Origin of the sequence: Streptococcus sp. 3613 (assembly GCF_013277375.1) — a bacterium.
GTDB classification, from domain to species: Bacteria; Bacillota; Bacilli; order Lactobacillales; family Streptococcaceae; genus Streptococcus; species Streptococcus pseudopneumoniae.
The window spans coordinates 24,745-49,245 of record NZ_VMMV01000038.1; the positions used below are offsets into that span (position 1 = coordinate 24,745).

The window sequence follows — 24,501 nt, forward strand, 5'->3', positions numbered from 1 at the left end:
AAGGCTATATTCAGAGTCTAAATAGTGTTTGGGAAAGATGTAGTAAAATATTAAAAGAAACAGGAACAATTTGCATCAATATTTGTAGTTCTGTAGAAATTAGCAGAAAAAATCAAAATATGTATTACGATATCAAACATGAAATTGAAAAATTCTTTGCGGATCATAATTTCTATATTGAAGGAACAATAATATGGAATTTGAATAATACTTCATATATCAAAAATCAAGTTGAAAAATATCCTTCAAGTTATTCGAATAATGAGTCTTTGATTCTAAATAACTATGAATACATATTGATTTTTAAGAAAAAGTCAGAATTTATAGTGTGGGGTAGAAATATTGAGGGAACTAAATTTATTGACTGCATTTGGAATATACCTTGGGATTATTCTACAAGACCACCAGCTTCTCCAGAACAAATTGTCAATCAACTTATTGATATTTATTCTCTGGAAGGTGATGTTGTGTTGGATCCGTTTATGGGGCAAGCAACTACATCTTTGTGTGCTTTTAAGAAAAACAGAAAGTTCATTACTTATGAATTAAATAAAACCACTTATAAATTAGGTTTAAAAAAAACTAAATCGAGTGGGTGCGCTGAATGTAAACAGATAAGAAAGTAGTAGAAGGTCTATTATGAAAATAACTACAGTTGGTATGGGGTACGTCGGTTTGACTTTATCTGTCCTGTTATCTCAGGAACATGACGTGGTTGGATTAGACATTAATTTACAGAAAGTCGAACAGCTTAATAATAAAATTTGTCCATTTATCGACTATGAGTTGGAGAGATATTTTTTAAATAAAGATTTGAAATTCGAAGCTTGTATTTATGATGAGAAGTACTTTGAAAAAGTTGATTGTATCATAATAGCAATACCAACAGACTTTGATGAAAATAAAGGAGTATTAGATACTGAGGGTATAGAGTCAGTTATAGCTGATTGCCTAAGTATTAATCCTGTTGCATATATAGTTATAAAATCTACAGTACCAATCGGATTTACGAATTATTTGAATACAAAATTTCACACAGATCGGATCATTTTTTCTCCAGAGTTTTTGCGTGAAGGAAAAGCATTACTTGATAACTTATTTCCATCTAGAATTATTTTGGGAGGGAGAGCTGAATATTGTCAAAGATTTGGAAGATTATTATCGGAGTTCTCGTTAAATGAAGTTGCTCCGATTCTACTGACAAATTCAGCTGAAGCTGAAGCAATTAAGTTATTTTCAAATTCATACCTTGCGATGAGAATTGCGTTCTTCAATGAAATTGATAGTTTTTCCATTATGAAAGGGTTAAATACTAAAAATATCATTGAAGGAATTTGTTCTGAAGAAAGAATCGGAGAATTTTACAATAATCCTAGTTTTGGTTATGGAGGATACTGTTTACCTAAAGATACAAAACATATGTTAAGTGAATGTGAAGGCCTTCCAACTGTTTTATTAGATTCTATTGTATTAAGTAACCAAAAAAGATCAGAGTTTATAGCAACACAAATAACAAAAAATAATATATACAATGTAGGCATTTATCGTTTGCTAGCTAAAAAAGATTCTGATAATATTCGTGATTCGTCAACTGAAAATGTGATTAAACAATTAACGAAATATAATGTAAATATTATTATTTATGAACCGTTTTTGTCTTCAAAAGAGATTTTTGATGCTAAAGTTGTAACGAATCTGGAAGAATTTAAAAAAACATCGGATGTTATTATTTCAAATAGAATTTCAGATGAATTGTCTGATGTATTAGAAAAAGTTTATACAAGAGATATATTTAATAGGGATTAATTAATAATATTTTATTTTTGAGAAGTTGCGATAACATAATATTTGAGAAAATCAAAGTATATTACGATTTATAGCGAAATGAAATAAAAATTGAACAAATTTATTGGGGAAGTTAAACCAATTTCTAACAATGTTTTCGAAATAACGGTGTACTGTTTCAATATCAACATACTATATTATAACATGTTTTTATGAGATAGGTAACTATAGAAGAAAAGTTTCTATAACAATCTCTTCCTCATCCGAATGAAACCCTCTTATTGGGTCTTAAAAAGTGATAGCCAGCAGCCCCATTATTAGACTTTTTTGTCAGGGAAAGATGAGCAACAAGGTATCACGCTTTACCATCATGATCAGCGACGGAGTGGTTTAGTAGTGCAGGAATCCCAGGGAGCTTATTCTGCCTATGCGATAGCAGTCCAAGGTTTAGGAGCAAAGCGATGCTAAGCTTGGTAAACTGCGAGATGCTCGTCTGCTTATCGTCAACTGGAAGAAGCTGCACTTGTTGGTTATTGGGCACATGTGAGAAAGGAGTTTTTTGAAGCGACGCCCAAGCAAGTGAGGAAATCATTGTTAGGTGCTAAAGGCTTAGCTTATTGATGGGATACACTGTCAACTGATGAACGACTACAGAAACGTCAAGAAAAGCTCCAACCCTTAATGGAAGACTTCTTTGTTTGGTGCCGGCTCCAGTCAGTTTTACAGGGTTCAGAACTAGGGAAGGCTATTGAATACAGGCTCAATTATGAAGAAACCTTTAAGACAATTTTGAAAGGCGAGCATCTCGTCCTTGTTATTGTATGATAAACAAGTGGAACTTACTCTGACTTGGAATTCCACTTGTTTTTTCGATTTTTATCAGATTAATTTCAACTTTTATTGGCGGTGGAAGTTAGTTTGGGAATTTAGAAAAAATCCAGTTATACTAAAGGGTTAAGTAATATTGGATAAAAATTAAGTGATAAAGTCGGGAGTTTATCAAGCGTCTAATCTCAAATGGATTAGGCGCTATTTGCTTTTTCTATGGTATAATAGAAGGTGGATTTATTAATTGGAGTATGAAGAATTTATGATTAAACTAGTAGCAACGGATATGGACGGAACCTTCCTAGATGGGAATGGACGCTTTGATATGGATCGTCTCAAGTCTCTCTTGGCTTCCTACAAGGAAAAAGGGATTTACTTTGCGGTGGCTTCGGGTCGGGGATTTCTGTCTCTGGAAAAATTATTTGCTGATGTACGTGATGACATTATTTTTATCGCGGAAAATGGCAGTTTGGTAGAGTATCAAGGTCAGGACTTGTATGAAGCGACTATGTCTCGTGACTTTTATCTGGCAACTTTTGAAAAGCTGAAAACGTCACCTTATGTAGATATCAATAAGCTCCTTTTGACTGGTAAAAAGGGCTCTTATGTGCTAGATACGGTTGATGAGACTTATTTAAAAGTGAGCCAGCATTATAATGAAAATATCCAAAAAGTAGCGAGTCTAGAAGATATTAAAGATGACATTTTCAAATTTACAACCAACTTCACAGAAGAAACGCTGGAAGCTGGTGAAGCTTGGGTAAACGAAAATGTCCCTGGTGTTAAGGCCATGACAACTGGCTTTGAATCCATTGATATTGTTCTGGACTATGTCGATAAGGGTGTGGCCATTGTTGAATTAGCCAAAAAACTTGCTATCACAATGGATCAGGTTATGGCTTTTGGAGACAATCTAAATGACTTGCATATGATGCAGGTTGTGGGACATCCTGTAGCTCCTGAAAATGCACGACCAGAAATTTTAGAATTAGCAGAGACTGTGATTGGTCACCATAAAGACCAGTCGGTTATAGCTTATATGGAGGGCTTATAATGGTAGATATAAAATTGATTGCATTGGACTTGGACGGGACCTTGCTGACTACTGATAAAAGGCTGACGGATCGTACCAAGGCAACTTTGAAAGCTGCGCGTGATCGTGGTATCAAGGTCGTATTGACAACTGGTCGTCCCTTAAAAGCTATGGATTTCTTTCTCCATGAGTTAGGGACTGACGGTCAGGAAGATGAGTATACGATTACTTTTAATGGTGGTTTGGTTCAGAAAAATACAGGTGAAATCCTTGATAAAACAGTCTTTTCATATGATGATGTGGCACGTTTGTATGAAGAAACAGAGAAATTATCACTACCTCTTGATGCCATCTCAGAAGGAACAGTTTATCAAATCCAATCGGACCAAGAAAGTCTTTATGCTAAATTCAATCCAGCATTGACCTTTGTTCCAGTGGACTTTGAAGACTTATCTAGTCAAATGACCTATAATAAATGCGTGACTGCCTTTGCTCAAGAACCCTTGGATGCAGCCATTCAAAAGATTTCTCCAGAATTGTTTGACCAATATGAAATCTTTAAATCACGTGAAATGTTGCTAGAGTGGTCACCAAAGAATGTTCATAAAGCAACAGGTTTGGCAAAACTAATCAGTCATTTGGGAATAGACCAAAGCCAAGTCATGGCTTGTGGTGACGAGGCCAATGACCTCTCTATGATTGAATGGGCAGGGCTCGGTGTTGCCATGCAAAACGCTGTTCCTGAAGTCAAGGCAGTCGCAAATGTAGTGACGCCAATGACCAACGATGAAGAGGCTGTCGCCTGGGCTATCGAAGAATATGTGCTAAAGGAGAACTAAGATATGGGATTATTTGACCGTCTATTCGGAAAAAAAGAAGAACCTAAAATCGAAGAAGTTGTAAAAGAAGCTCTGGAAAATCTTGATTTGTCTGAAGATGTTGAGCCTGTCTTAACAGAAGCTCAGGAAGTTCCTCAAGAAGAAGCAGAGGTTGAAAGTTCTGAAGAAACTCTGCTCCAAGAAGAGGATAATCAAGAGACAGTTGAAGAAAGTCTGGATTCAGAGCTAGCTGTAGAAGTTCAACAAGAAGAAGTCGAAGAATTGCCAAACTCAGAAGAAGTCACAGAGGAAGAGAATCCTGAGTTTCTAGAGACTGTAGAAGGAAATAGTTCTGAAGTGCTTGAAGCAGAAACGCCTCAAGCAGAAGAAACTGTTCAGGAGAAATATGACCGCAGTCTTAAGAAAACTCGTACAGGATTTGGTGCCCGCTTGAACGCCTTCTTTGCTAACTTCCGCTCTGTTGACGAAGAATTTTTCGAGGAACTAGAAGAACTGCTCATCATGAGTGACGTTGGTGTCCAGGTAGCTTCAAACTTAACAGAAGAGCTCCGCTACGAAGCCAAGCTCGAAAACGCCAAGAAACCTGACGCACTGCGCCGTGTCATCATTGAGAAATTGGTTGAGCTTTATGAAAAGGATGGTAACTACGATGAAAGCATCCACTTCCAAGATGGCTTGACAGTCATGCTCTTTGTTGGTGTTAATGGTGTTGGGAAAACAACTTCTATTGGGAAACTAGCCCACCGCTACAAACAAGCAGGTAAGAAGGTCATGCTGGTTGCGGCAGATACCTTCCGTGCAGGGGCAGTAGCCCAGCTTGCTGAATGGGGCCGTCGTGTGGACGTTCCAGTGGTGACTGGACCTGAAAAAGCTGACCCAGCCAGTGTGGTCTTTGATGGCATGGAACGTGCCGTAGCTGAAGGTATCGATATTCTCATGATTGATACTGCTGGTCGTTTGCAAAACAAGGACAACCTCATGGCTGAGTTGGAAAAGATTGGTCGTATCATTAAACGTGTTGTTCCAGAGGCCCCCCATGAAACCTTCTTGGCTCTTGATGCATCAACAGGTCAAAACGCTCTTGTACAGGCCAAAGAATTTTCGAAAATCACGCCATTAACTGGAATTGTCTTGACTAAGATTGACGGAACTGCTCGAGGTGGTGTTGTTCTAGCCATCCGAGAAGAACTCAATATTCCTGTAAAATTGATTGGTTTTGGTGAAAAAATCGATGATATTGGAGAGTTTAACTCAGAAAACTTTATGAAAGGTCTCTTGGAAGGCTTAATCTAACCAGAAACAAAAATCCTGCAAGGCATAAACTTGCAGGATTTTTTTTATTATGTGACTATTAGTCCGTCTCGCTCCGTTAGGTGCGAGACAAAAAAACCACCCGCTATGCGGGTGCGCGTCGAAGGTTATACCAAAAAAACTCCGAACGCGATACAATAAAGGTGTTCAAGCTAATTGTAAAGCGAAAGGAGAAAAATATGGCACAAAAGGCTCATAGTTTATCGCACACAAAGTGGCATTGTAAGTATCACATTGTGTTCACCCCTAAGTATAGACGAAAAGTTATCTATAATCAATATCGAAGTAGTTTAGGCGAAATATTTCATCGCTTGTGTAGTTATAAAGGAGTTGAAATTATCGAGGGTCACTTAATGCCAGACCATGTACACATGTTAGTAAGTATTCCACCAAGGATAAGTGTTTCGAGTTTCATGGGTTATTTAAAAGGAAAAAGTGCACTCATGATGTTTGACAAACACGCCAATCTCAAGTACAAGTTTGGGAATCGGCATTTCTGGGCGGAAGGTTATTATGTAAGTACAGTAGGGCTTAATGAAGCCACAATTAAGAAATATATCCAAGAACAGGAAAAGCATGATATAGCACTAGATAAATTGAGTGTAAAAGAATATGAGGATCCCTTTAGGGATAGTGGTAAGTAATACTAAAGCCTCTTTAAGAGGCAAGTGACGAGTCAAGAGCAATGAGGCTTGAACAAAGTGAAAGCCAGCGTCTTTAGGCGCTGGCTGGTAATTTGGGCTTATAGCCCTGGGACAAACCACCCGTTTGACGGGTGGTTATGATTCTAAACGACCATCTTGACGATAGGCGATATCTGGTTGCCAAGTCCATTTAGCACCAAATTTTTCAAGTAAGTCAAAGCTGGCTTGAGGTCCCATGCTTCCAGCTTTATAGTCATGAAGTGGGGCACCATTTTCAGCCCAGAGCTCTTCGATACGGTCAATCAATTTCCATGACGCACCAACTTCATCCCAGTGGCTAAAGTTAGTTGAGTTGTTATTTAGGACATCATAAATCAATTTCTCGTATGGTTCTGGAGAAGCACCAGTTGCTGTTGCATCTGTACGGTAATCAAGTGAGTTAGGAGCCAAGTTGAATTCTTCTCCTACTTGCTTCCCATTTAGACTGAGAGAGAAGCCTTCTGTTGGTTGGATATAGATGGTCAAAATGTTTGGAGCAAGTGGTTCTCCAAAGATAGAGTCCATTTGTTTAAAGACGATGTTGACATGAGTTCCTTTTTCAGTTAGTCGTTTACCTGTACGGAAAAAGAAAGGAACACCACGGAATCGATCGCTGTCTACAAAGAAAGCACCAGATGCAAAGGTTTCAGTTGTGGATTCTGGATTCACATTTGGCTCGCTACGATAAGAGATATATTTCATGCCATCAATCTTACCTGAACGGTATTGACCACGGATAAAGTGTTCTTTAAGCTCTTCATCCGTTGGATGATAGAGGTTTTTAAAGACCTTAATCTTTTCGGCACGAATCTCGTCTTTTGTGAAGCTGGCTGGCTTGTCCATAGCAAGGAGAGAAAGAAGTTGTAGTGTATGGTTTTGTACCATGTCACGGAGGGCACCAGATTGGTCATAGTAGCCACCACGTTCTTCTACACCCAAGCGCTCCGCAAAGGTAATTTGAACATTATCGATAAAGTCCTTGTTCCAAACGTTTTCAAAAATCAAGTTTGCAAAGCGAACTGCAAAGATACTTTGAATCATTTCCTTCCCAAGATAATGGTCGATACGGAAAATTTGTTCTTCGTCAAATGTTGCTAGGAGCTCGTCATTCAACTTGCTTGCGCTTGCGTAATCTGTACCAAATGGTTTTTCAACGATTAAACGTTCAAAACCTTTACCGTCAACAATGTTTTCAGACTTGAGGTGTTTGGCAATAGTTCCAAAGAACTGAGGCGCCATAGACAAGAAGAAGAGCTTGTTGTGTTCAGCTTGGTACTTGTCATTTAGCTCAGTCTGCAATTGACGCAAAGCAATGTAGTGCTCCGTATCATTGACATCATGACTTTGATAGTAGAAGTGGCTAGCGAACTCTTGAGCCTGTTCGGTACTATCTGCCAAATCAAGGATCGATTCGACTACAACAGATTCAAAATATTCCTTGCTCCAAGGACGACGGGCAGTTCCAATGACGGCAAAATGTTTGGAAAGATTGCCGGATTTATATAGTCTAAATAGGGAAGGGTAGAGCTTGCGTTTAGCCAGGTCTCCACTCGCACCGAAAATTGTAACAATAACCTTAGATGACATCTAGCTACCTAATTTCTATTTTTATTCCTAGTCTTGCTAGGTATGAGGAAACCTCATTTCATAAACTTAATTCTAACATAATTTTCCGAAAAATCAAAAAATCCAATACGAGGTAGAAAAAAACTGCAAGGAAATCCTTACAGTTTGCGTTTAGACGTTTAAGACCTTGTCCAAGAAATCTTTCAGACGTGGGTGTTGTGGGGTATCAAAGATTTGATCAGGTGTTCCGTCTTCTAGGAATTCACCGTCCGCAGTAAAGATAACTCGGTTGGCAACCTGACGAGCGAATCCCATCTCATGGGTTACGATAATCATGGTCATACCTTGCTCAGCCAATTCCTTCATAACGTTTAGTACGTCTCCGACCATTTCAGGGTCAAGGGCAGAAGTTGGTTCATCAAAGAGCATGATGTCTGGATTCATTGCTAGACCACGAGCGATGGCCACACGTTGTTTTTGACCACCTGATAGGCTATCTGGACAGGCCTTAGCCTTATCTGCTAGACCAACCTTTTCAAGCAACTCCATTCCCAATTTTTCAGCTTCTTCCTTGGTCATCAACTTGTGCTCAATAGGAGCAAAGGTGATGTTGTCCAAAACAGACATGTGTGGGAAGAGATTGAAGTGTTGGAACACCATTCCGATATTTTCACGGACGTGGTCAACGTTGGTTGTTTTTTCAGTTAAGTCATAACCGTTCACAGTGATGTGACCGCTAGTAACTTCTTCCAAAAGATTTAGGCTACGAAGGAAAGTTGACTTACCAGAACCCGAAGGACCGATGATACAAACAACATCTCCTTCATAGAACTTGGTCGTAATTCCTTTTAAAACTTCATTTTTTCCGTAGCTTTTGTGTAAATCATTTACATCAATTTTTAATTTTGCCATTAACGAATCCTCTTTTCTAAGCGTTTCGCTAGTTTAGTCAAAAGCGTGATAATTACAAGATAGAAGATAGCAAGGATTGCATACATCTTGAAACTTTGGTAGTTACGGGCAATGATAATCTTACCAGTTTGGAAGAGTTCAACCAAACCGATAGCAGATACGATAGTTGTATCTTTAAGAGCGATAACGAATTGGTTAACAAAGTTTGGCAACATCAATTTAGTTGCTTGTGGCAAGATAATCTTACGCATGGTTTTTCCATAAGAGATCCCCAAGCTTCGGCTGGCTTCCATTTGACCAACCGGAACGGCCTGAATACCACCACGAACGATCTCAGCGATATAGGCGGCTGCATTGAGTGAGAGGGCAATGGTACCAGCTACAAAGTCGTTAATTGGACTTTGTAGACCTGTGATAGACTCGATGAAGTTTGGAATTCCCCAGAAGATGAAGGCTGCAAGAATCATCAAAGGAATACCACGGATAACGTCAACGAAAATCTCAGAGATCACACGAAGAGATTTGTATGGGCTGACACTAAACATACCAAAGATAATCCCGATAACAATGGCAATAGCAAATGAGATAAGAGCTAGAGCAAGAGTGATACCAAGCCCGCTAAGGAGTTGTTTGTAGTTGTTTTGAAGCAAGCCCCAGATAGTTGTCTCATCAACAGTGCTTGTTGAAGCAGTTGAAGATTCGCTAGCTAGGTATTTATCAAGAATCTTTTGGAATTCTCCGTTTGCTTTAAGGTTTGCAAGTCCGTTGTTGAACATCTCAATCAATTCTGGATTTGCTCCTTTTTTAACAGCAAAGGCTGTTTCACCGATTGGAGTTCCAGCGATTGGTGTTTTCAATTTTTGCCCTTGGCTGATAGAATATTTGAGAACAGGCTCATCATCCATAACGGCATCAATGGCACCAGTGTTTAAACTGTCATACATTGACGAACCATCAGCGAAGGTTTTGATTTTGTAGCCGTATTTGCTTTGATTTTCTGTTAGGAAGGTTTGAGAAGCAGTTCCGTTTTTAACACCAACTGTCTTTCCTTTTAGATCTTCATAAGAAGCAATATTGCTTGATTCTTTGACACCAAGAATGGTATTGGCAGTGTAGTATGATTCTGAGAAGTCAAAAGTTGCCTTACGAGCATCTGTGACAGACATACCAGCAATGATACCATCAGCTTGTCCAGCTTGAACAGCACTGATAGCGGCATCAAAACCAGGGTTGGTGATTTCAATTTCAAAACCTTGATCTTTAGCGATTGCCTTAATCAATTCCATATCAATACCAGTGTATTGGTTGCTTGAATTTTGGAAAACAAAAGGTGCAAAAGAAGAATCGCTGGCAATGATGTATTTAGCTTTAACAGGAATGGCTTTGAAGCCTGCAAGAGTAGTTGTAGTTGGCACTGCTGAAGATGATGAAGCAGTCCATTTCTTGATGATTTTATCAAGACTACCATCTTTTTTCATTTCAGCTAAGGCTTGGTTAAATTCAGTAACCAGGTGTTCGTATTTGCTTCCTTTTTTAACACCGAAAGCAAAACTTCCTACAGCTTCCCCATCCATTTCAATATGAAGGTCTTGACCTTGGTTAATGGCATACTCGATAACAGGTTTGTCATCCATCATGGCATCGATGGCACCAGCAGTCAAGCTGTTGTTCATCAAATCACCAGTGTCAAATGTTTTAATAGTAAAACCGTATTTATCCTTGATACTTTCAAGGAAACGTTGAGCGGCTGTTCCGTTTTTAACACCAACAGTTTTTCCTTTTAATTGGTCATATTTACTAATCTTGTGTGACTTAGTAGTTGCAATGACAACTTTTGTATCATAGTAAGTATCAGACATGGTGAAAACTTTTTCACGTTCTTTTGTCTTTGTCATCCCTGCCATGATAGCGTCAGCTTGACCAGCTTGAACCGCATTGACCGCTGCGTCAAATCCAGGATAGGACATCTGAATGTTCCATCCTTTAATCTCAGCGACTTTGTTAATAATGTCAACATCAATTCCTTTATAAGTTTGATCTGAATCTTTAAACTCAAAAGGCGCATAGGCAGTATCAGACACAATCTTAATCGTCTCAGCTTTTGCAATACCTAATGAGAAAATTGGGAATAAAATTAGCAAAAATGCTAGAAATTTTTTCTTCATTTTTAGTCTCCTTTTCCGAATATTTTCCCATTATATCAGAAAAAGTAAAAAAAGGCAAATTTTTATATTCCTGTGTCAGAAAATGTAACATTGTTTTTTCTTTTCTTTCTTTCTTGAATTGCTATTAAAAAGTGCTATAATAATAGTATATATAGAAGAAAAGAGGATAGGGATATGAAGAACAAAAGAATATTTAAAGACTTCCAAGCTTCAAAAATGAGTTTAAACATTTACACAAGCCCCTTGTTAGCCTTTGCTTTTGTCTTCATAGGAGAGTTTGTGGCTTATACTCTGTATGGTATTAGTTTGTTAGCTCTCATCGGACTTGCTAGAAATTTTGGAGAGGTTGGTCAAAATCTTGCAACCTATTTGCAGACCTTGCATCAGAGCTTGACGGATAAAACAGGTGACTTTCATTTAATTTTAGATTTACTGGCCTTTGGTTTCATTCTCAATACTGTGTTTAGATGGACTAGAAAAGTTGAGAAAAGACCTATTCGAACTTTGGGATTTTATAGAGAGAATTTCCTCAGCAATCTCCTTAAAGGATTTGGTCTAGGTTTGGCACTTTTTCTTCTTACTTTGTTAGGTTTAGTAGCCTTGGGGCAATATCGTTTTGAGTCTATTCATTTGAATCCTTATTCGCTTACCTTTGTTGTCTTTACTATCCCATTTTGGATTTTACAGGGGACAGCAGAAGAAGTGGTGGCCCGTGCTTGGCTCCTTCCTCAATTGGCCTCAAGAACCAATCTAAAACTTGCTGTTGTCATATCTAGCATATTTTTTACCCTGCTTCATGTGGGAAATTCTGGTCTCACCCCTCTATCTTTAGTGAATCTCTTTTTATTCGGAGCTGCAATGGCTCTTTACCTTCTCAAAACCGATACTGTTTGGGGTGTTGCAGGTATTCATGGCGCCTGGAATTTTGCTCAGGGTAATTTATTTGGGATTTTAGTTAGTGGTCAGCAGTCAGGAACGTCTTTGATGACCTTTTTACCACAAGGCAATCAAGATTGGCTATCAGGTGGTTCTTTTGGTATTGAGGGTTCCATCGTGTCCAGTATTATTTTGTTTCTGCTGATTCTTTATCTCGCTTATCAATTAAAGAAAGAAAATGAAAGGATGTGACTTCGGTCCGTCCTTTTCTTCGTGAAAATGCTACAAGTATGCTAAAATAGGAATAGCACATGGAGAGAGGATTCTTATGATTAACCGCATTACAGATAATCAATTTAAACTAGTATCAAAATATCAACCATCAGGAGATCAACCCCAAGCTATCGAGCAGTTGGTTGATAATATCGAGGGTGGAGAAAAAGCTCAGATTCTGATGGGGGCGACCGGAACAGGGAAGACCTATACCATGAGTCAGGTCATTTCCAAAGTCAATAAACCCACTCTGGTCATTGCCCACAATAAAACTCTGGCAGGACAGCTCTATGGGGAGTTTAAAGAATTTTTCCCTGAAAATGCAGTTGAGTACTTCGTATCCTACTATGATTATTACCAGCCAGAGGCCTATGTCCCTTCTAGCGATACCTATATTGAGAAGGATAGTTCTGTCAATGACGAGATTGACAAGCTTCGCCACTCCGCTACTTCGGCCCTTTTGGAGCGTAATGATGTTATTGTCGTGGCCTCAGTCTCTTGTATCTATGGTTTGGGTTCGCCCAAGGAATACGCTGACAGTGTCGTTAGTCTCCGTCCTGGTCTAGAGATTTCTCGTGATAAACTCTTGAATGACTTAGTTGACATCCAGTTTGAGCGAAACGATATTGATTTCCAACGGGGAAGATTTCGTGTGCGTGGGGATGTGGTAGAGATTTTCCCAGCCTCTCGTGATGAGCACGCTTTTCGAGTAGAATTTTTTGGAGACGAAATTGACCGTATTCGTGAGGTTGAGGCTCTGACAGGACAGGTCTTAGGAGAAGTGGATCATTTGGCGATTTTTCCAGCGACACACTTTGTGACCAATGACGACCACATGGAAGTTGTCATTGCTAAAATTCAGGGCGAATTAGAAGAGCAACTAGCTGTCTTTGAAAAGGAAGGCAAACTACTTGAAGCCCAACGTTTGAAACAGCGGACAGAGTATGATATCGAAATGTTGCGTGAGATGGGCTATACCAACGGGGTTGAGAACTATTCACGTCACATGGATGGACGGAGTGAGGGTGAGCCTCCTTATACCCTTCTCGATTTCTTCCCAGATGATTTCTTGATCATGATTGATGAGAGCCACATGACCATGGGACAAATCAAGGGCATGTACAATGGAGACCGTTCGCGTAAAGAAATGCTAGTAAATTATGGTTTTCGTTTGCCGTCTGCTCTGGATAATCGTCCTCTCCGTCGTGAAGAGTTTGAAAGCCATGTCCATCAGATTGTTTACGTTTCAGCGACACCGGGCGACTATGAAAATGAACAGACCGAGACAGTAATTGAGCAAATCATTCGTCCAACGGGACTCTTGGATCCTGAGGTGGAAGTCCGTCCGACTATGGGACAGATTGATGACCTTTTGGGTGAAATCAATGCCCGTGTTGAAAAGAACGAACGAACCTTTATCACAACTTTGACTAAGAAAATGGCAGAAGACTTGACTGACTACTTCAAGGAAATGGGCATCAAGGTCAAGTACATGCACTCGGATATCAAGACTTTGGAACGGACGGAGATCATCCGTGACCTGCGCTTGGGTGTCTTTGACGTCTTGGTTGGAATCAACCTCCTACGTGAAGGGATTGATGTTCCTGAAGTGAGTCTCGTAGCTATTCTCGATGCTGACAAGGAAGGTTTCCTTCGTAACGAACGTGGACTCATCCAGACCATTGGTCGTGCTGCCCGTAACAGTGAAGGGCATGTCATCATGTATGCGGACACGGTTACCCAGTCTATGCAACGTGCTATCGATGAAACTGCCCGTCGTCGCAAAATCCAGATGGCTTATAATGAAGAACACGGTATTGTGCCTCAGACAATCAAGAAAGAAATCCGTGACCTGATTGCTGTGACCAAGGCAGTTGCTAAGGAAGAGGACAAGGAAGTCGACATCAATAGCCTCAACAAACAAGAGTGCAAAGAACTAGTCAAAAAGCTTGAGAAACAAATGCAAGAAGCAGTTGAAGTGCTTGACTTTGAACTAGCAGCTCAGATTCGTGATATGATGCTGGAAGTCAAGGCCTTGGATTAGGGGAATAGTATGATTTATTTAAGAAAGTTAAAGAAAGAAGATTTGATGTCTTTATGGGAAATGGCTTATTCACAGCTTAATCCAGTTTGGAAACAGTATGATGCTCCCTATTATGATGATTATCAGTATTTTTCAAATTTTAAAGAATTCGAACTACAAAAATCAGAATCCATTTTAAGCCACTCAAATCGCCTTGGTATTTTTGTTGATGATAAACTAGTTGGGACTGTTTCGCGTTATTGGGTATGTAAAGAAACAAGATGGATGGAATTGGGAATTGGTATTTATGATAAAAAATTCTGGAACACTGGTATTGGGAAAGTTGCTATGTTGCAGTGGATAGATAGGACGTTTCAGGATTACTTGGAGTTGGAGCATCTGGGTTTGACAACTTGGTCAGGAAATCTTGGTATGATGAAACTTGCTGAAAAATTAAGAATGAAAAAAGAAGCTCATATTCCAAAAGTTCGTTATTATCAAGGTAAATATTTTGATAGTATTAAATATGGTATTTTGAGAGAAGACTGGGAGAAAATAAATGACGGTTATTATCAAATCAATGGAAACTCCTGAAGAGATAGAAGATAAATCCCTCGTTCACTGGCAAACGTGGAGAGAGGCTTATGATGACCTTTTGCCTGCAGAATTTCAGGAGACAATGACATTAGAAAGATGTCGACTCTTTAGTCAAAAGTATCCAGAAAATACATTGATTGCGATAGATGATCTGAAGGTAGTTGGTTTTATCAGTTATGGTAACTTTCGTGATGAGACTATTCAAGCTGGTGAAATTATTGCTTTCTATGTTTTAAAAGACTATTACGGAAAAGGCATAGCACAAAAGTTAATGAAAGCGGCTTTGACTGCTCTTAATCATTTTTCTGAAATTTTCTTATGGGTATTGAAAGATAACAAGCGAGCCATTGCTTTCTATCAAAAAATGGGTTTTACTTTTGATGGACAAGAAAAAATACTTGAACTTGGAAAGCCTATGAAGGAAAAACGGATGGTATTCTATTCTAAATAATTCTCAAAAGTAAAAGCTAATATGGTACCAAGTCTGAAAATTTAATAACTTAGAAAGCGAGTAAATTTATGTCCCGTTCCCAATTAACGATTTTAACAAACATTTGTCTGATTGAAGACTTAGAAACTCAGCGCGTGGTGATGCAGTACCGCGCTCCTGAAAACAATCGCTGGTCTGGTTATGCCTTTCCAGGAGGTCATGTAGAAAATGGCGAGTCTTTTGCAGAGTCAGTCATTCGTGAAATCTATGAAGAAACAGGATTGACTATCCAAAATCCTCAACTTGTCGGTATTAAAAATTGGCCACTAGATACAGGTGGGCGCTATATTGTCGTTTGTTATAAGGCGACTGAGTTCTTTGGTACCCTTCGCTCTTCAGAAGAGGGAGAAGTTTCTTGGGTGCAAAAAGACCAGATTCCAAACTTGAATCTGGCCTATGATATGTTACCCTTGATGGAAATGATGGAAGCTCCTGACAAGTCAGAGTTTTTCTACCGCCACCGTACAGAAGATGGCTGGGACAAGAAAATCTTCTAGTCCTTTACTAAATAATCGAGCTGATCCAAGGCCTCCTCGATATAGCGGAGGTCTTGTTGTGTTTCGGCTTCGACTAGGTGGTAATGGATGCCATCTGTCAATTCAGACAAAGGTCTGAAGTCAGAATGCTCGACTTGTTCTAGAAAATGTTGCACGTCTCGGCGGCAAGACAGTTTCAGCAAGGTTTCAATTTCTCCATAAACGGGATGGTCAATCAAGGTATTCTGGACACGCCCTCCATTATCGATGATAGCAAGGAGTTCCTGACCGATTTCTTCAACTTCATGTTTCACTTTGAAAAGTTTGTGGACGTATGGATTGGTATCAACTTGTTTATAGATGTAGCCACGATTAGTGGATAGGATAGGAGCGCCATCGGCTCTCAAAATTGCAATGTCTTGTACAATGACCTGACGTGTGACATGAAAATGTTCCGCCAAACTTTGGCCATTGAGGGCTTTAGGAGCTTCTTTCAAGAGTTGGAGCAGGGCTTGTTTGCGATCTTTTGTCATAGTTCTTCCTTTTAACGGCGTTTTCGAAGCACTTTATAGACAGCTAGTGCTAATGTATAGTCTACCATACTATGGATAATTGTACCAAATCCAACTAGTACAAATAGAACATAAAACATATTTTCTACATTGGTACCAGAAGTTGCGTAAAAAACGACACAGGCCAATACTTCAGCAAGGGCATGAACAAGCGCTAACACAAAGTTGAAAATCCAGGAAGCTTTTGGTTTATCTAGGGTATCGGGGAATTTTTGTAGGTAAAGAGCCCCCAAAGTCCCAAAAAAGATATGGGAAAAAGCTCGAAAAACGATAACCATGGGATAGCCAGCCATCAAAAATCCAAAACTAGAGGCTATGATGACAAAAATTGCCATCAAGGGCGACAAGAACATAGCTATAAAAATAGCAATGTGGCTTCCCAAAGTGTAAGAAGCTGGAGGAATGACAATTTTAAAAGGCATAACAATTGGAATCAAAATCGCAATAGCCGTTAAGAGGGCAGTCATTGTCATAAATTGTGTCTTTTTCCGTGTGTTCATAAGAATCTCCTTTTTAACTGTATATACACTAGTATAGTACTATAAACAAGACAATAAAGCAAGGATTTACTTAGGTTTATAGGTCGTTTTTTTAGTTAAAAGTTAGTAAAGATTTCACTGAAAAGAAACTGTATAGAGCAAAATCTCCACCTTCAAGCTTGAAAGTGGAGATGTTTTTATTATTTCTTCAAAGTCTGTAGTCTTGGAACAATGGCTAGGGTTAGAACTGCGGAAATAACTAATTCGGCAATCGAATTTGTTGAGATAACGGTTGCTAGGAGTTTTTGGATATTACCATCAAAAACATTTCCAAAAAGATAGAAAATTCCACCAAGTACAAAGACTGTGTTGGTAAGTGAACCAAGGGCACCAGCTAGAATCAGACCAGTTTTATTTTGCATCAGTTTATAAACTAGATACGGAGTTAAACCAATCAAAATACGTGGGATGATGGCAATGATAGCTGAGTAGATGTTTCCGTTTGGTACGAATGGGGAGAAGAGGTAGCTTGTCGGTAGAATTGTAATCGTGTTAACAGTTAAGCTAAGCAGCCCCATCAAAAATCCAAGTGTAATCCCAACGCGTGGACCGTAAATAATGCTGGCAATAATGACAGGAATATGAACGATGGTCGGTTTGATTGGAAATGGAAAAAGGTTAAAGATAAGTGAGCTCAGAAAGTGTATCACGAGCATGGTTGCAAAAAAGATAGCAATGGGTGCAATATTAGAGCGTTTTTTCATCGATAGTTTCCTTTATTCTTTCTAAAATAATCGTGAGGTCAGCTAAAGCTCCTCGTCCGTGGTCTCCACAAGCTAGTAGGGATTCCTTAGGAGCAATCAGCTGATAGCCGTAGGTTTCTAATGTTTTCAGATTATTCTGAGTTACTGGATGGTCATACATTTTTGTATTCATAGCAGGAGCTATTAGTTTGGGAATATGACTTGGTAGGGCTAGAGCTGTACTGGTTACCATGTTGTCCGCAAAGCCGTGAGCTAGTTTTGCAATAGTGTTAGCAGTTGCAGGTACCACGATAAATAAATCTGCTTTTTTTCCAAGTTCGATATGATTGACCTGATCAGGATAGGGTTCCTTCATGACATCCAAGTGGACAGGATTCTGTGAGAGTACCTGTAGTGTCAAAGGTTGGATAAACTCTGTAGCAGCCTGGGTCATTAAGACAGTGATTTGATGACCTTGTTTTTTTAGAGAACTGACTAAATCTGCCGACTTATAAGAGGCGATTGAACCCGTTACAGTCAAGAGAATGTTTGCCATAGTTTTCCTTTCTAAGAATGATAGGCTTGAATTTTTTCAAGGAGGAGTTCTGCAATTTCTTCTTTAGTCTGGACTGTTTGAAGCTGATTTTTCTCAACAAATATAGCTCGGTGCTGATCTGCTGAAATTTGAGTCAGGTCATTCGCGATGATTAAATCTGCTTGATTCTTGATAAGACTTTTTCGTGCAATGTCAACCAGATGATCTTCGGTAACATCAACCAGCAGTTTGAAACCAATCAGATGAATAGTAGGATTCCATTCCTTGACTAGGGATATGATTTTGGGTGTCTTTTTAAGGAACAAAACCTGAACCTCATCAGTTGAAGAAATCTTGGCCTGATGATTCTGCTTGTTTAAAAATTCTTCTAGATTGGAGCTAGCCTGAACTTCCTCAAGCCCTGTCATATAAACAGGAGTGTAGTCAGATACGGCCATTGAGTGAATCAAGACCTGATAATCCTGAATACGTTCTTGCATTTCAAGGAGAAGGTCGTTTGTATTGTTAATTTCTTGAATGCTTAGGTTGGGATGGGCTTTTGGCTTCAAAGCTCGTTTTGTCGTCATTAAACAAACTTCATGTCCTGAAGCAAGCAAAGTCTCTGTGATGATTTTGCCCAAGCGACCTGTAGAATGGTTAGTGATAGAGCGGACGCTATCGATAGCTTCGCTGGTACCGCCCGATGTAACTAAAATTTTCATAGCACTATTGTACACAAAAATAAACGGTAAGTAAAATGAAAGTGATAAATTTTTGGTAGAAACGAATATTTACTATAGTTTCAAACTATAAAGCCATATAAAATTTAAGAAAGGGCTCTAAAAATCTTAAAAAAATGGATATTTACGAACGTTTAGAGAGTTTGAGGATGTTAAAAATCTTGTTTTGTGATATAATGAATTATCATATAAGAGGTTAGAGGAGTTTTGAATGAAAACAGATATTGAAATCGCACAGAGTATTGAGTTGAAGCCAATTGTTGATGTTGTAGAGAAACTTGGTATTTCTTACGACGATTTGGAGTTGTACGGAAAGTACAAGGCTAAACTCAGCTTTGATAAAATTCGTGCAGTTGAGAGCAATCCAGTCGGTAAATTGATCTTGGTTACTGCCATCAACCCAACACCTGCAGGTGAAGGAAAGTCGACGCTTACCATTGGTCTTGCGGATGCCTTGAACAAGATTGGCAAAAAAACCATGATTGCTATCCGCGAACCGTCTCTTGGTCCAGTCATGGGGATCAAGGGTGGTGCTGCTGGTGGTGGGTATGCACAAGTTCTGCCAATGGAAGACATCAACCTCCACTTTACTGGAGATATGCATGCTATTACAACTGCCAACAATGCCCTTTCTGCCTTGATTGACAACCACTTACATCAAGGGAATGAGTTGGGAATTGACCAACGTCGTATCCTCTGGAAACGCGTTGTGGACTTGAATGATCGCGCCCTTCGTCATGTAACTGTTGGACTTGGTGGCCCTCTAAACGGTATTCCACGTGAGGATGGATTTGACATTACAGTTGCTTCTGAAATCATGGCTATTCTTTGCTTGGCAACGGACATAGAGGACTTGAAACGCCGTTTGTCCAATATCGTTATTGGTTATCGCTATGACCGTACGCCTGTTTCTGTAGGTGATTTGCAGGTTGAAGGTGCCTTAGCATTGATTTTAAAGGATGCGATTAAGCCAAACTTGGTTCAGACAATTTACGGTACACCTGCCTTTGTACACGGTGGTCCATTTGCCAATATCGCTCACGGATGTAACTCTGTCTTGGCAACAAGCACAGCCCTTCACTTGGCTGATTACACAGTTACTGAAGCTGGTTTTGGTGCAGACCTTGGTGCCGAGAAATTCCTTGATATTAAGACACCAAACTTGCCAACATCTCCAGATGCAGTTGTCATTGTCGCAACCCTTCGTGCCCTTAAGATGAATGGTGGTGTGGCTAAAGATGCTTTGACAGAGGAAAACGTAGAGGCAGTTCGTGCCGGTTTTGCCAACTTGAAACGCCATGTTGAGAACATCCGTAAGTTCGGTATTCCAGCAGTTGTAGCAATCAATGAATTTGTCTCTGATACTGAAGCAGAAATCGCAGCCTTGAAAGAACTTTGTGCCTCAATCGATGTACCAGTTGAATTGGCTAGTGTCTGGGCTGATGGCGCGGAAGGTGGAGTAGCTCTTGCTGAAACGGTTGTTAAGACTATCTCTCAAAATCCAGCTAACTATAAACGTTTGTATGATAATGACCTTTCTGTCCAAGAAAAGATTGAAAAGATTGTTACTGAAATCTACCGTGGTAGCAAAGTGAACTTTGAGAAGAAAGCTCAAATACAAATCGCTCAAATCGTTCAAAACGGATGGGACAAATTACCAATCTGTATGGCTAAGACCCAGTATAGCTTCTCAGACAATCCAAATGCCCTTGGAGCACCTGAAAACTTTGAAATTACCATTCGAGAATTGGTGCCAAAATTAGGTGCAGGCTTTATCGTTGCTCTAACTGGCGATGTGATGACCATGCCAGGACTTCCCAAACGACCAGCAGCCCTCAACATGGATGTTGAAAGCGATGGAACTGTACTAGGCTTGTTCTAGTGGATTGAAATTGACTTTGAGAGACTGGGTAAAAACTCAATTTCAGGAGAAAATGAAGTAAATTTTCCCATAATAGAGCGCATAATATCAAGGTTTTTCAACACCGGATATTATGCGTTTTTTGAGTTTAAATATTTTTGCCCTACCTATTTCTTATTTGCTGCAAGCAGTTCATCAATAAAATTTAGTCCTCTTTCCCTTGGGAAGAGGCTTTTTATACTCAATGAAAATCAAAGAGCAAACTAGGAAACTAGCCGCAGGTTGCTCAAAGCACTGCTTTGAGGTTGCAGATAAGACTGACGAAGTCAGGAACCATACCTACGTCAAGGCGACGTTGACGTGGTTTGAAGAGATTTTCGAAGAGTATTAATACTAGGAAAAGGACAGTTAAAACCTTCTGTGTTATACTAGAGATATGTTAGATTTGAAAGAATACGGTATTGTCATGTGGCCGGAGGAGAAGATTATTTCTTTCCGTGAGAAACTTCTCAGTTGGTATGATGAAAACAAAAGAGATTTACCGTGGCGTAGAAGTAAAAATCCTTATCATATCTGGGTTTCTGAAATTATGCTCCAGCAGACCAGGGTGGATACAGTTATCCCTTACTACGAAAGATTCCTGGACTGGTTTCCAACTGTCGAAAGTTTGGCGAATGCGCCTGAAGAGCGTTTGTTGAAGGCTTGGGAGGGACTGGGATATTATTCTCGAGTACGCAATATGCAGGCTGCAGCCCAGCAGATTATGACTGATTTTGGAGGCCAATTTCCAAATACCTATGAAGGAATTTCCAGTTTGAAAGGGATTGGCCCTTACACAGCAGGAGCTATTTCCAGTATCGCTTTTAACTTGCCTGAGCCAGCTGTAGATGGTAATGTCATGCGGGTCTTGGCGCGTCTGTTTGAAGTCAACCATGATATTGGGATTCCAAGTAATCGCAAAATTTTTCAGGCAATGATGGAGATCTTGATTGACCCAGAGCGTCCGGGTGATTTTAATCAAGCTTTGATGGACTTGGGGTCTGATATTGAGTCTCCTGTAAATCCCAGACCTGAAGAAAGCCCAGTCAAGGACTTTAGTGCGGCATATCAGAATGGAACCATGGACCGTTATCCAATCAAGGCTCCCAAGAAAAAGCCAGTTCCCATTTATCTAAAAGCCTTGGTGGTCAAAAATACTCAGGGACAATTTTTACTTGAAAAAAATGAAAGTGAAAAGCTATTGGCAGGTTTTTGGCATTTCCCATTGATAGAAGTTGATAACTTTTCGCAAGAGGAGCAGTTTGACCTCTTTCATCAGGTTGCAGAAGAAAGTGTGAATTTTGGCCCCAGTCCAGAGGAGAGTTTCCAGCAGGACTATGACCTAGATGTTGCTTGGCTTGATGTTTATTTTGAGACTGTCAAGCATGTCTTTAGCCATCGCAAGTGGCATGTTCAAATTGTAGCCGGTCAGGTGACTGACTTCCATGATTTTTCAGATAGGGAAGTTCGCTGGCTTTCACCAGAAGAATTTAAGAATTACCCACTTGCCAAACCCCAACAAAAAATCTGGCAGGCTTATGCAAAAGCCAACTTAGACAGTAACAAAGACTAGCTATCGTGTCTTCTTGTTATTTTTTTGGTATAATAGTAGGGAAAAAGGTGAACATATGAAAAAAATACTAATTGTAGATGATGAGAAACCAATCTCGGATATTATCAAGTTTAATATGACCAAGGAAGGTTACGAAGTTGTAACTGCTTTTAACGGTCGTGAAGCGCTAGAGCAATTTGAAGCAGAGCAGCCAGATATTATTATTTTGGATTTGATGCTTCCGGAAATTGATGGTTTAGAAGTTGCTAAGACCATTCGTAAGACAAGTAGTGTACCTATTATCATGCTGTCGGCTAAAGACAGCGAATTTGATAAGGTTATCGGTTTGGAGCTTGGGGCGGATGACTATGTAACCAAACCCTTCTCCAATCGTGAGTTGCAGGCGCGTGTTAAAGCTTTGCTGCGTCGTTCTCAACCTATGCCAGTAGATGGGCAGGAAGCAGAAAGTAAACCTCAACCTATCCAAATTGGGGATTTAGAAATTGTTCCAGACGCCTACGTGGCTAAAAAATATGGAGAAGAACTAGACTTAACCCACCGTGAGTTTGAGCTTTTGTATCATTTGGCATCGCATGCAGGTCAAGTCATTACGCGCGAACACTTGCTTGAGACTGTCTGGGGTTATGACTATTTTGGTGATGTCCGTACGGTTGATGTGACTGTCCGACGTCTGCGTGAGAAGATTGAAGATACGCCCAGCCGACCAGAGTATATCTTGACGCGCCGTGGTGTAGGGTATTACATGAGAAATAATGCTTGATTTACTGAAACAAACCATTTTTACCAGAGATTTTATCTTTATTCTGATTTTGTTAGGTTTCATCCTTGTTGTGACCCTCTTATTACTGGAGAATAGACGTGATAATATTCGATTGAAGCAAGTCAATCAAAAGGTTAAAGATTTGATTGCAGGAGATTATTCCAAGGTTCTTGATATGCAAGGTGGGTCTGAAATCACCAATATTACCAATAATTTGAATGACTTGTCGGAGGTTATTCGTCTCACTCAGGAAAATCTAGAACAAGAAAGTAAGCGGCTAAATAGTATTCTGTTTTATATGACAGATGGGGTCCTTGCGACCAATCGTCGGGGGCAGATTATCATGATTAACGATACAGCCAAGAAGCAACTGGGGCTGGTTCAGGAAGATGTTCTGAATAGAAGCATTTTGGAAGTACTCAAGATAGAAGAAGACTATGAATTGCGTGATTTGATTACCCAAAGTCCAGAATTGTTGCTAGATTCCCAAGATATCAATGGCGAATATTTGAACCTTCGAGTTCGCTTTGCCTTGATACGTCGAGAGTCTGGCTTTATTTCAGGTTTGGTGGCTGTTTTGCATGATACGACGGAGCAGGAGAAGGAAGAACGCGAACGGAGACTCTTTGTTTCCAATGTTAGCCATGAGTTACGGACTCCTTTAACCAGCGTGAAATCCTATCTTGAAGCCTTGGATGAGGGAGCTTTGTGTGAAACTGTAGCACCAGACTTTATCAAGGTTTCTCTTGATGAAACCAACCGTATGATGCGCATGGTGACGGACCTCCTTCATCTTTCACGTATTGATAATGCTACCAGTCACCTAGATGTGGAACTGATTAACTTCACTGCTTTTATTACCTTTATCCTCAATCGTTTTGACAAGATGAAAGGACAGGAAAAGGAGAAAAAATATGAGTTGGTGAGAGATTATCCCATCAATTCTATCTGGATGGAAATTGATACAGATAAGATGACGCAGGTTGTCGACAATATTTTAAATAATGCTATTAAGTATTCGCCAGATGGGGGTAAAATCACTGTCAGAATGAAGACAACTGAAGACCAGATGATTTTATCCATTTCTGACCAGGGTTTAGGGATTCCTAAGCAGGATTTACCACGTATCTTTGACCGTTTCTATCGTGTGGATCGTGCTAGAAGTCGTGCACAAGGTGGTACAGGTCTAGGACTGTCTATCGCTAAAGAAATTATCAAACAACATAAGGGCTTTATTTGGGCCAAGAGTGAATACGGTAAGGGATCAACCTTTACCATTGTGCTCCCTTATGATAAGGATGCAGTGAAAGAAGAAGTATGGGAGGATGAAGTAGAAGACTAG

Annotated in this window: 24 protein-coding genes and 1 pseudogene; 17 read left to right on the forward strand and 8 right to left on the reverse strand. The window is 39.7% G+C overall.

The features are described from left to right. Positions 1–47: 47 nt before the first annotated feature. The 7 genes and pseudogenes from HT708_RS04570 (at position 48) to tnpA (ending at position 6,440) form a co-directional block, all read left to right on the forward strand. The gene (locus HT708_RS04570) at positions 48–626 is read left to right on the forward strand and encodes a DNA methyltransferase (protein ID WP_345889801.1); all 579 of its coding nucleotides are present in this window, start codon (positions 48–50) and stop codon (positions 624–626) included. A gap of 13 nt (positions 627–639) precedes the next feature. Next, positions 640–1,806, forward strand: a complete 1,167-nt coding sequence (locus HT708_RS04575) for a nucleotide sugar dehydrogenase (protein WP_000705670.1) — start codon at positions 640–642, stop codon at positions 1,804–1,806. 206 nt (positions 1,807–2,012) lie between these two features. Beyond that, positions 2,013–2,598, forward strand: a pseudogene (locus HT708_RS12315) (transposase); the annotation flags it as partial. A gap of 277 nt (positions 2,599–2,875) precedes the next feature. Beyond that, complete coding sequence (locus HT708_RS04590; RefSeq protein ID WP_050208167.1) at positions 2,876–3,667, forward strand: HAD family hydrolase; 792 nt, start codon at positions 2,876–2,878, stop codon at positions 3,665–3,667. Continuing rightward, a complete protein-coding gene (locus HT708_RS04595; RefSeq protein ID WP_050208148.1) occupies positions 3,667–4,485 on the forward strand; it encodes a Cof-type HAD-IIB family hydrolase in 819 nt (272 codons plus the stop codon). Before HT708_RS04590 ends, HT708_RS04595 begins: the two co-directional genes overlap by 1 nt. A 3-nt stretch (positions 4,486–4,488) precedes the next feature. Next, positions 4,489–5,778, forward strand: a complete 1,290-nt coding sequence (gene ftsY, locus HT708_RS04600) for a signal recognition particle-docking protein FtsY (RefSeq protein WP_000522341.1) — start codon at positions 4,489–4,491, stop codon at positions 5,776–5,778. A 197-nt stretch (positions 5,779–5,975) separates the two neighbouring features. After that, a complete protein-coding gene (gene tnpA, locus HT708_RS04605; protein WP_000057429.1) occupies positions 5,976–6,440 on the forward strand; it encodes an IS200/IS605 family transposase in 465 nt (154 codons plus the stop codon). Positions 6,441–6,575: 135 nt separating this feature from the next. On the opposite strand, the gene zwf is transcribed toward tnpA, so the two are convergent. The 3 genes from zwf to HT708_RS04620 all read right to left on the reverse strand — a co-directional run bounded on the left by zwf (position 6,576) and on the right by HT708_RS04620 (position 11,122). Next, positions 6,576–8,066 (reverse strand): glucose-6-phosphate dehydrogenase, encoded by a 1,491-nt coding sequence (gene zwf / locus HT708_RS04610; protein WP_000096154.1) that lies wholly within the window; start codon positions 8,064–8,066, stop codon positions 6,576–6,578. A 150-nt stretch (positions 8,067–8,216) separates the two neighbouring features. After that, the gene (locus HT708_RS04615) at positions 8,217–8,957 is read right to left on the reverse strand and encodes an amino acid ABC transporter ATP-binding protein (RefSeq protein WP_001096330.1); all 741 of its coding nucleotides are present in this window, start codon (positions 8,955–8,957) and stop codon (positions 8,217–8,219) included. Then, complete coding sequence (locus HT708_RS04620; RefSeq protein WP_000726253.1) at positions 8,957–11,122, reverse strand: ABC transporter permease subunit; 2,166 nt, start codon at positions 11,120–11,122, stop codon at positions 8,957–8,959. Before HT708_RS04620 ends, HT708_RS04615 begins: the two co-directional genes overlap by 1 nt. Before the next feature lie 174 nt (positions 11,123–11,296). Here HT708_RS04620 and HT708_RS04625 point away from each other — a divergent pair, with 174 nt between their 5' ends. The 5 genes from HT708_RS04625 to HT708_RS04645 all read left to right on the forward strand — a co-directional run bounded on the left by HT708_RS04625 (position 11,297) and on the right by HT708_RS04645 (position 15,878). Then, positions 11,297–12,250, forward strand: coding sequence for a CPBP family intramembrane glutamic endopeptidase (locus HT708_RS04625; protein WP_000792110.1), 954 nt, complete (start codon positions 11,297–11,299; stop codon positions 12,248–12,250). 76 nt (positions 12,251–12,326) lie between these two features. Next, positions 12,327–14,315 (forward strand): excinuclease ABC subunit UvrB, encoded by a 1,989-nt coding sequence (gene uvrB, locus HT708_RS04630; RefSeq protein WP_172926043.1) that lies wholly within the window; start codon positions 12,327–12,329, stop codon positions 14,313–14,315. Between the two features lie 9 nt (positions 14,316–14,324). Next, positions 14,325–14,888 (forward strand): GNAT family protein, encoded by a 564-nt coding sequence (locus HT708_RS04635; RefSeq protein WP_000639828.1) that lies wholly within the window; start codon positions 14,325–14,327, stop codon positions 14,886–14,888. Then, entirely contained in the window at positions 14,854–15,342 is a 489-nt protein-coding gene (locus tag HT708_RS04640) for a GNAT family N-acetyltransferase (RefSeq protein ID WP_050223079.1), read from the forward strand. The genes HT708_RS04635 and HT708_RS04640 overlap by 35 nt, the downstream gene beginning before the upstream one ends. Positions 15,343–15,410: 68 nt before the next feature. Beyond that, positions 15,411–15,878, forward strand: a complete 468-nt coding sequence (locus tag HT708_RS04645; protein ID WP_172926044.1) for an 8-oxo-dGTP diphosphatase — start codon at positions 15,411–15,413, stop codon at positions 15,876–15,878. Here the strand turns inward: HT708_RS04645 and HT708_RS04650 are convergent. The 5 genes from HT708_RS04650 to coaB form a co-directional block, all read right to left on the reverse strand. After that, positions 15,875–16,390, reverse strand: a complete 516-nt coding sequence (locus tag HT708_RS04650; protein WP_172926045.1) for a transcription repressor NadR — start codon at positions 16,388–16,390, stop codon at positions 15,875–15,877. The genes HT708_RS04645 and HT708_RS04650 overlap by 4 nt on opposite strands. A gap of 11 nt (positions 16,391–16,401) precedes the next feature. Beyond that, positions 16,402–16,929, reverse strand: a complete 528-nt coding sequence (locus tag HT708_RS04655) for an ECF transporter S component (RefSeq protein ID WP_001097388.1) — start codon at positions 16,927–16,929, stop codon at positions 16,402–16,404. A 179-nt stretch (positions 16,930–17,108) separates the two neighbouring features. Beyond that, positions 17,109–17,672: an ECF transporter S component gene (locus HT708_RS04660; RefSeq protein WP_172926046.1), complete on the reverse strand. Its 564-nt coding sequence runs from the start codon at positions 17,670–17,672 to the stop codon at positions 17,109–17,111. Beyond that, positions 17,656–18,207 carry a phosphopantothenoylcysteine decarboxylase gene (gene coaC, locus HT708_RS04665; RefSeq protein WP_172926047.1) on the reverse strand — a complete coding sequence of 184 codons (552 nt, stop codon included), beginning with the start codon at positions 18,205–18,207 and terminating at the stop codon, positions 17,656–17,658. The genes HT708_RS04660 and coaC overlap by 17 nt, the downstream gene beginning before the upstream one ends. An 11-nt stretch (positions 18,208–18,218) precedes the next feature. Then, positions 18,219–18,908: a phosphopantothenate--cysteine ligase gene (gene coaB / locus HT708_RS04670; protein WP_166730862.1), complete on the reverse strand. Its 690-nt coding sequence runs from the start codon at positions 18,906–18,908 to the stop codon at positions 18,219–18,221. Positions 18,909–19,137: 229 nt separating this feature from the next. Between coaB and HT708_RS04675 the strand changes: the two genes are divergently transcribed. From HT708_RS04675 to vicK, 5 genes are all read left to right on the forward strand, one after another. Next, positions 19,138–20,808: a formate--tetrahydrofolate ligase gene (locus tag HT708_RS04675; RefSeq protein ID WP_166728204.1), complete on the forward strand. Its 1,671-nt coding sequence runs from the start codon at positions 19,138–19,140 to the stop codon at positions 20,806–20,808. A gap of 223 nt (positions 20,809–21,031) precedes the next feature. Then, complete coding sequence (locus HT708_RS11775; protein WP_166728205.1) at positions 21,032–21,178, forward strand: hypothetical protein; 147 nt, start codon at positions 21,032–21,034, stop codon at positions 21,176–21,178. Positions 21,179–21,223: 45 nt separating this feature from the next. Next, a complete protein-coding gene (gene mutY, locus HT708_RS04685) occupies positions 21,224–22,399 on the forward strand; it encodes an A/G-specific adenine glycosylase (RefSeq protein WP_000886137.1) in 1,176 nt (391 codons plus the stop codon). A gap of 55 nt (positions 22,400–22,454) precedes the next feature. Beyond that, a complete protein-coding gene (gene yycF, locus HT708_RS04690; RefSeq protein ID WP_000722069.1) occupies positions 22,455–23,159 on the forward strand; it encodes a response regulator YycF in 705 nt (234 codons plus the stop codon). Further along, entirely contained in the window at positions 23,152–24,501 is a 1,350-nt protein-coding gene (gene vicK / locus HT708_RS04695; RefSeq protein ID WP_000886221.1) for a cell wall metabolism sensor histidine kinase VicK, read from the forward strand. The genes yycF and vicK overlap by 8 nt, the downstream gene beginning before the upstream one ends.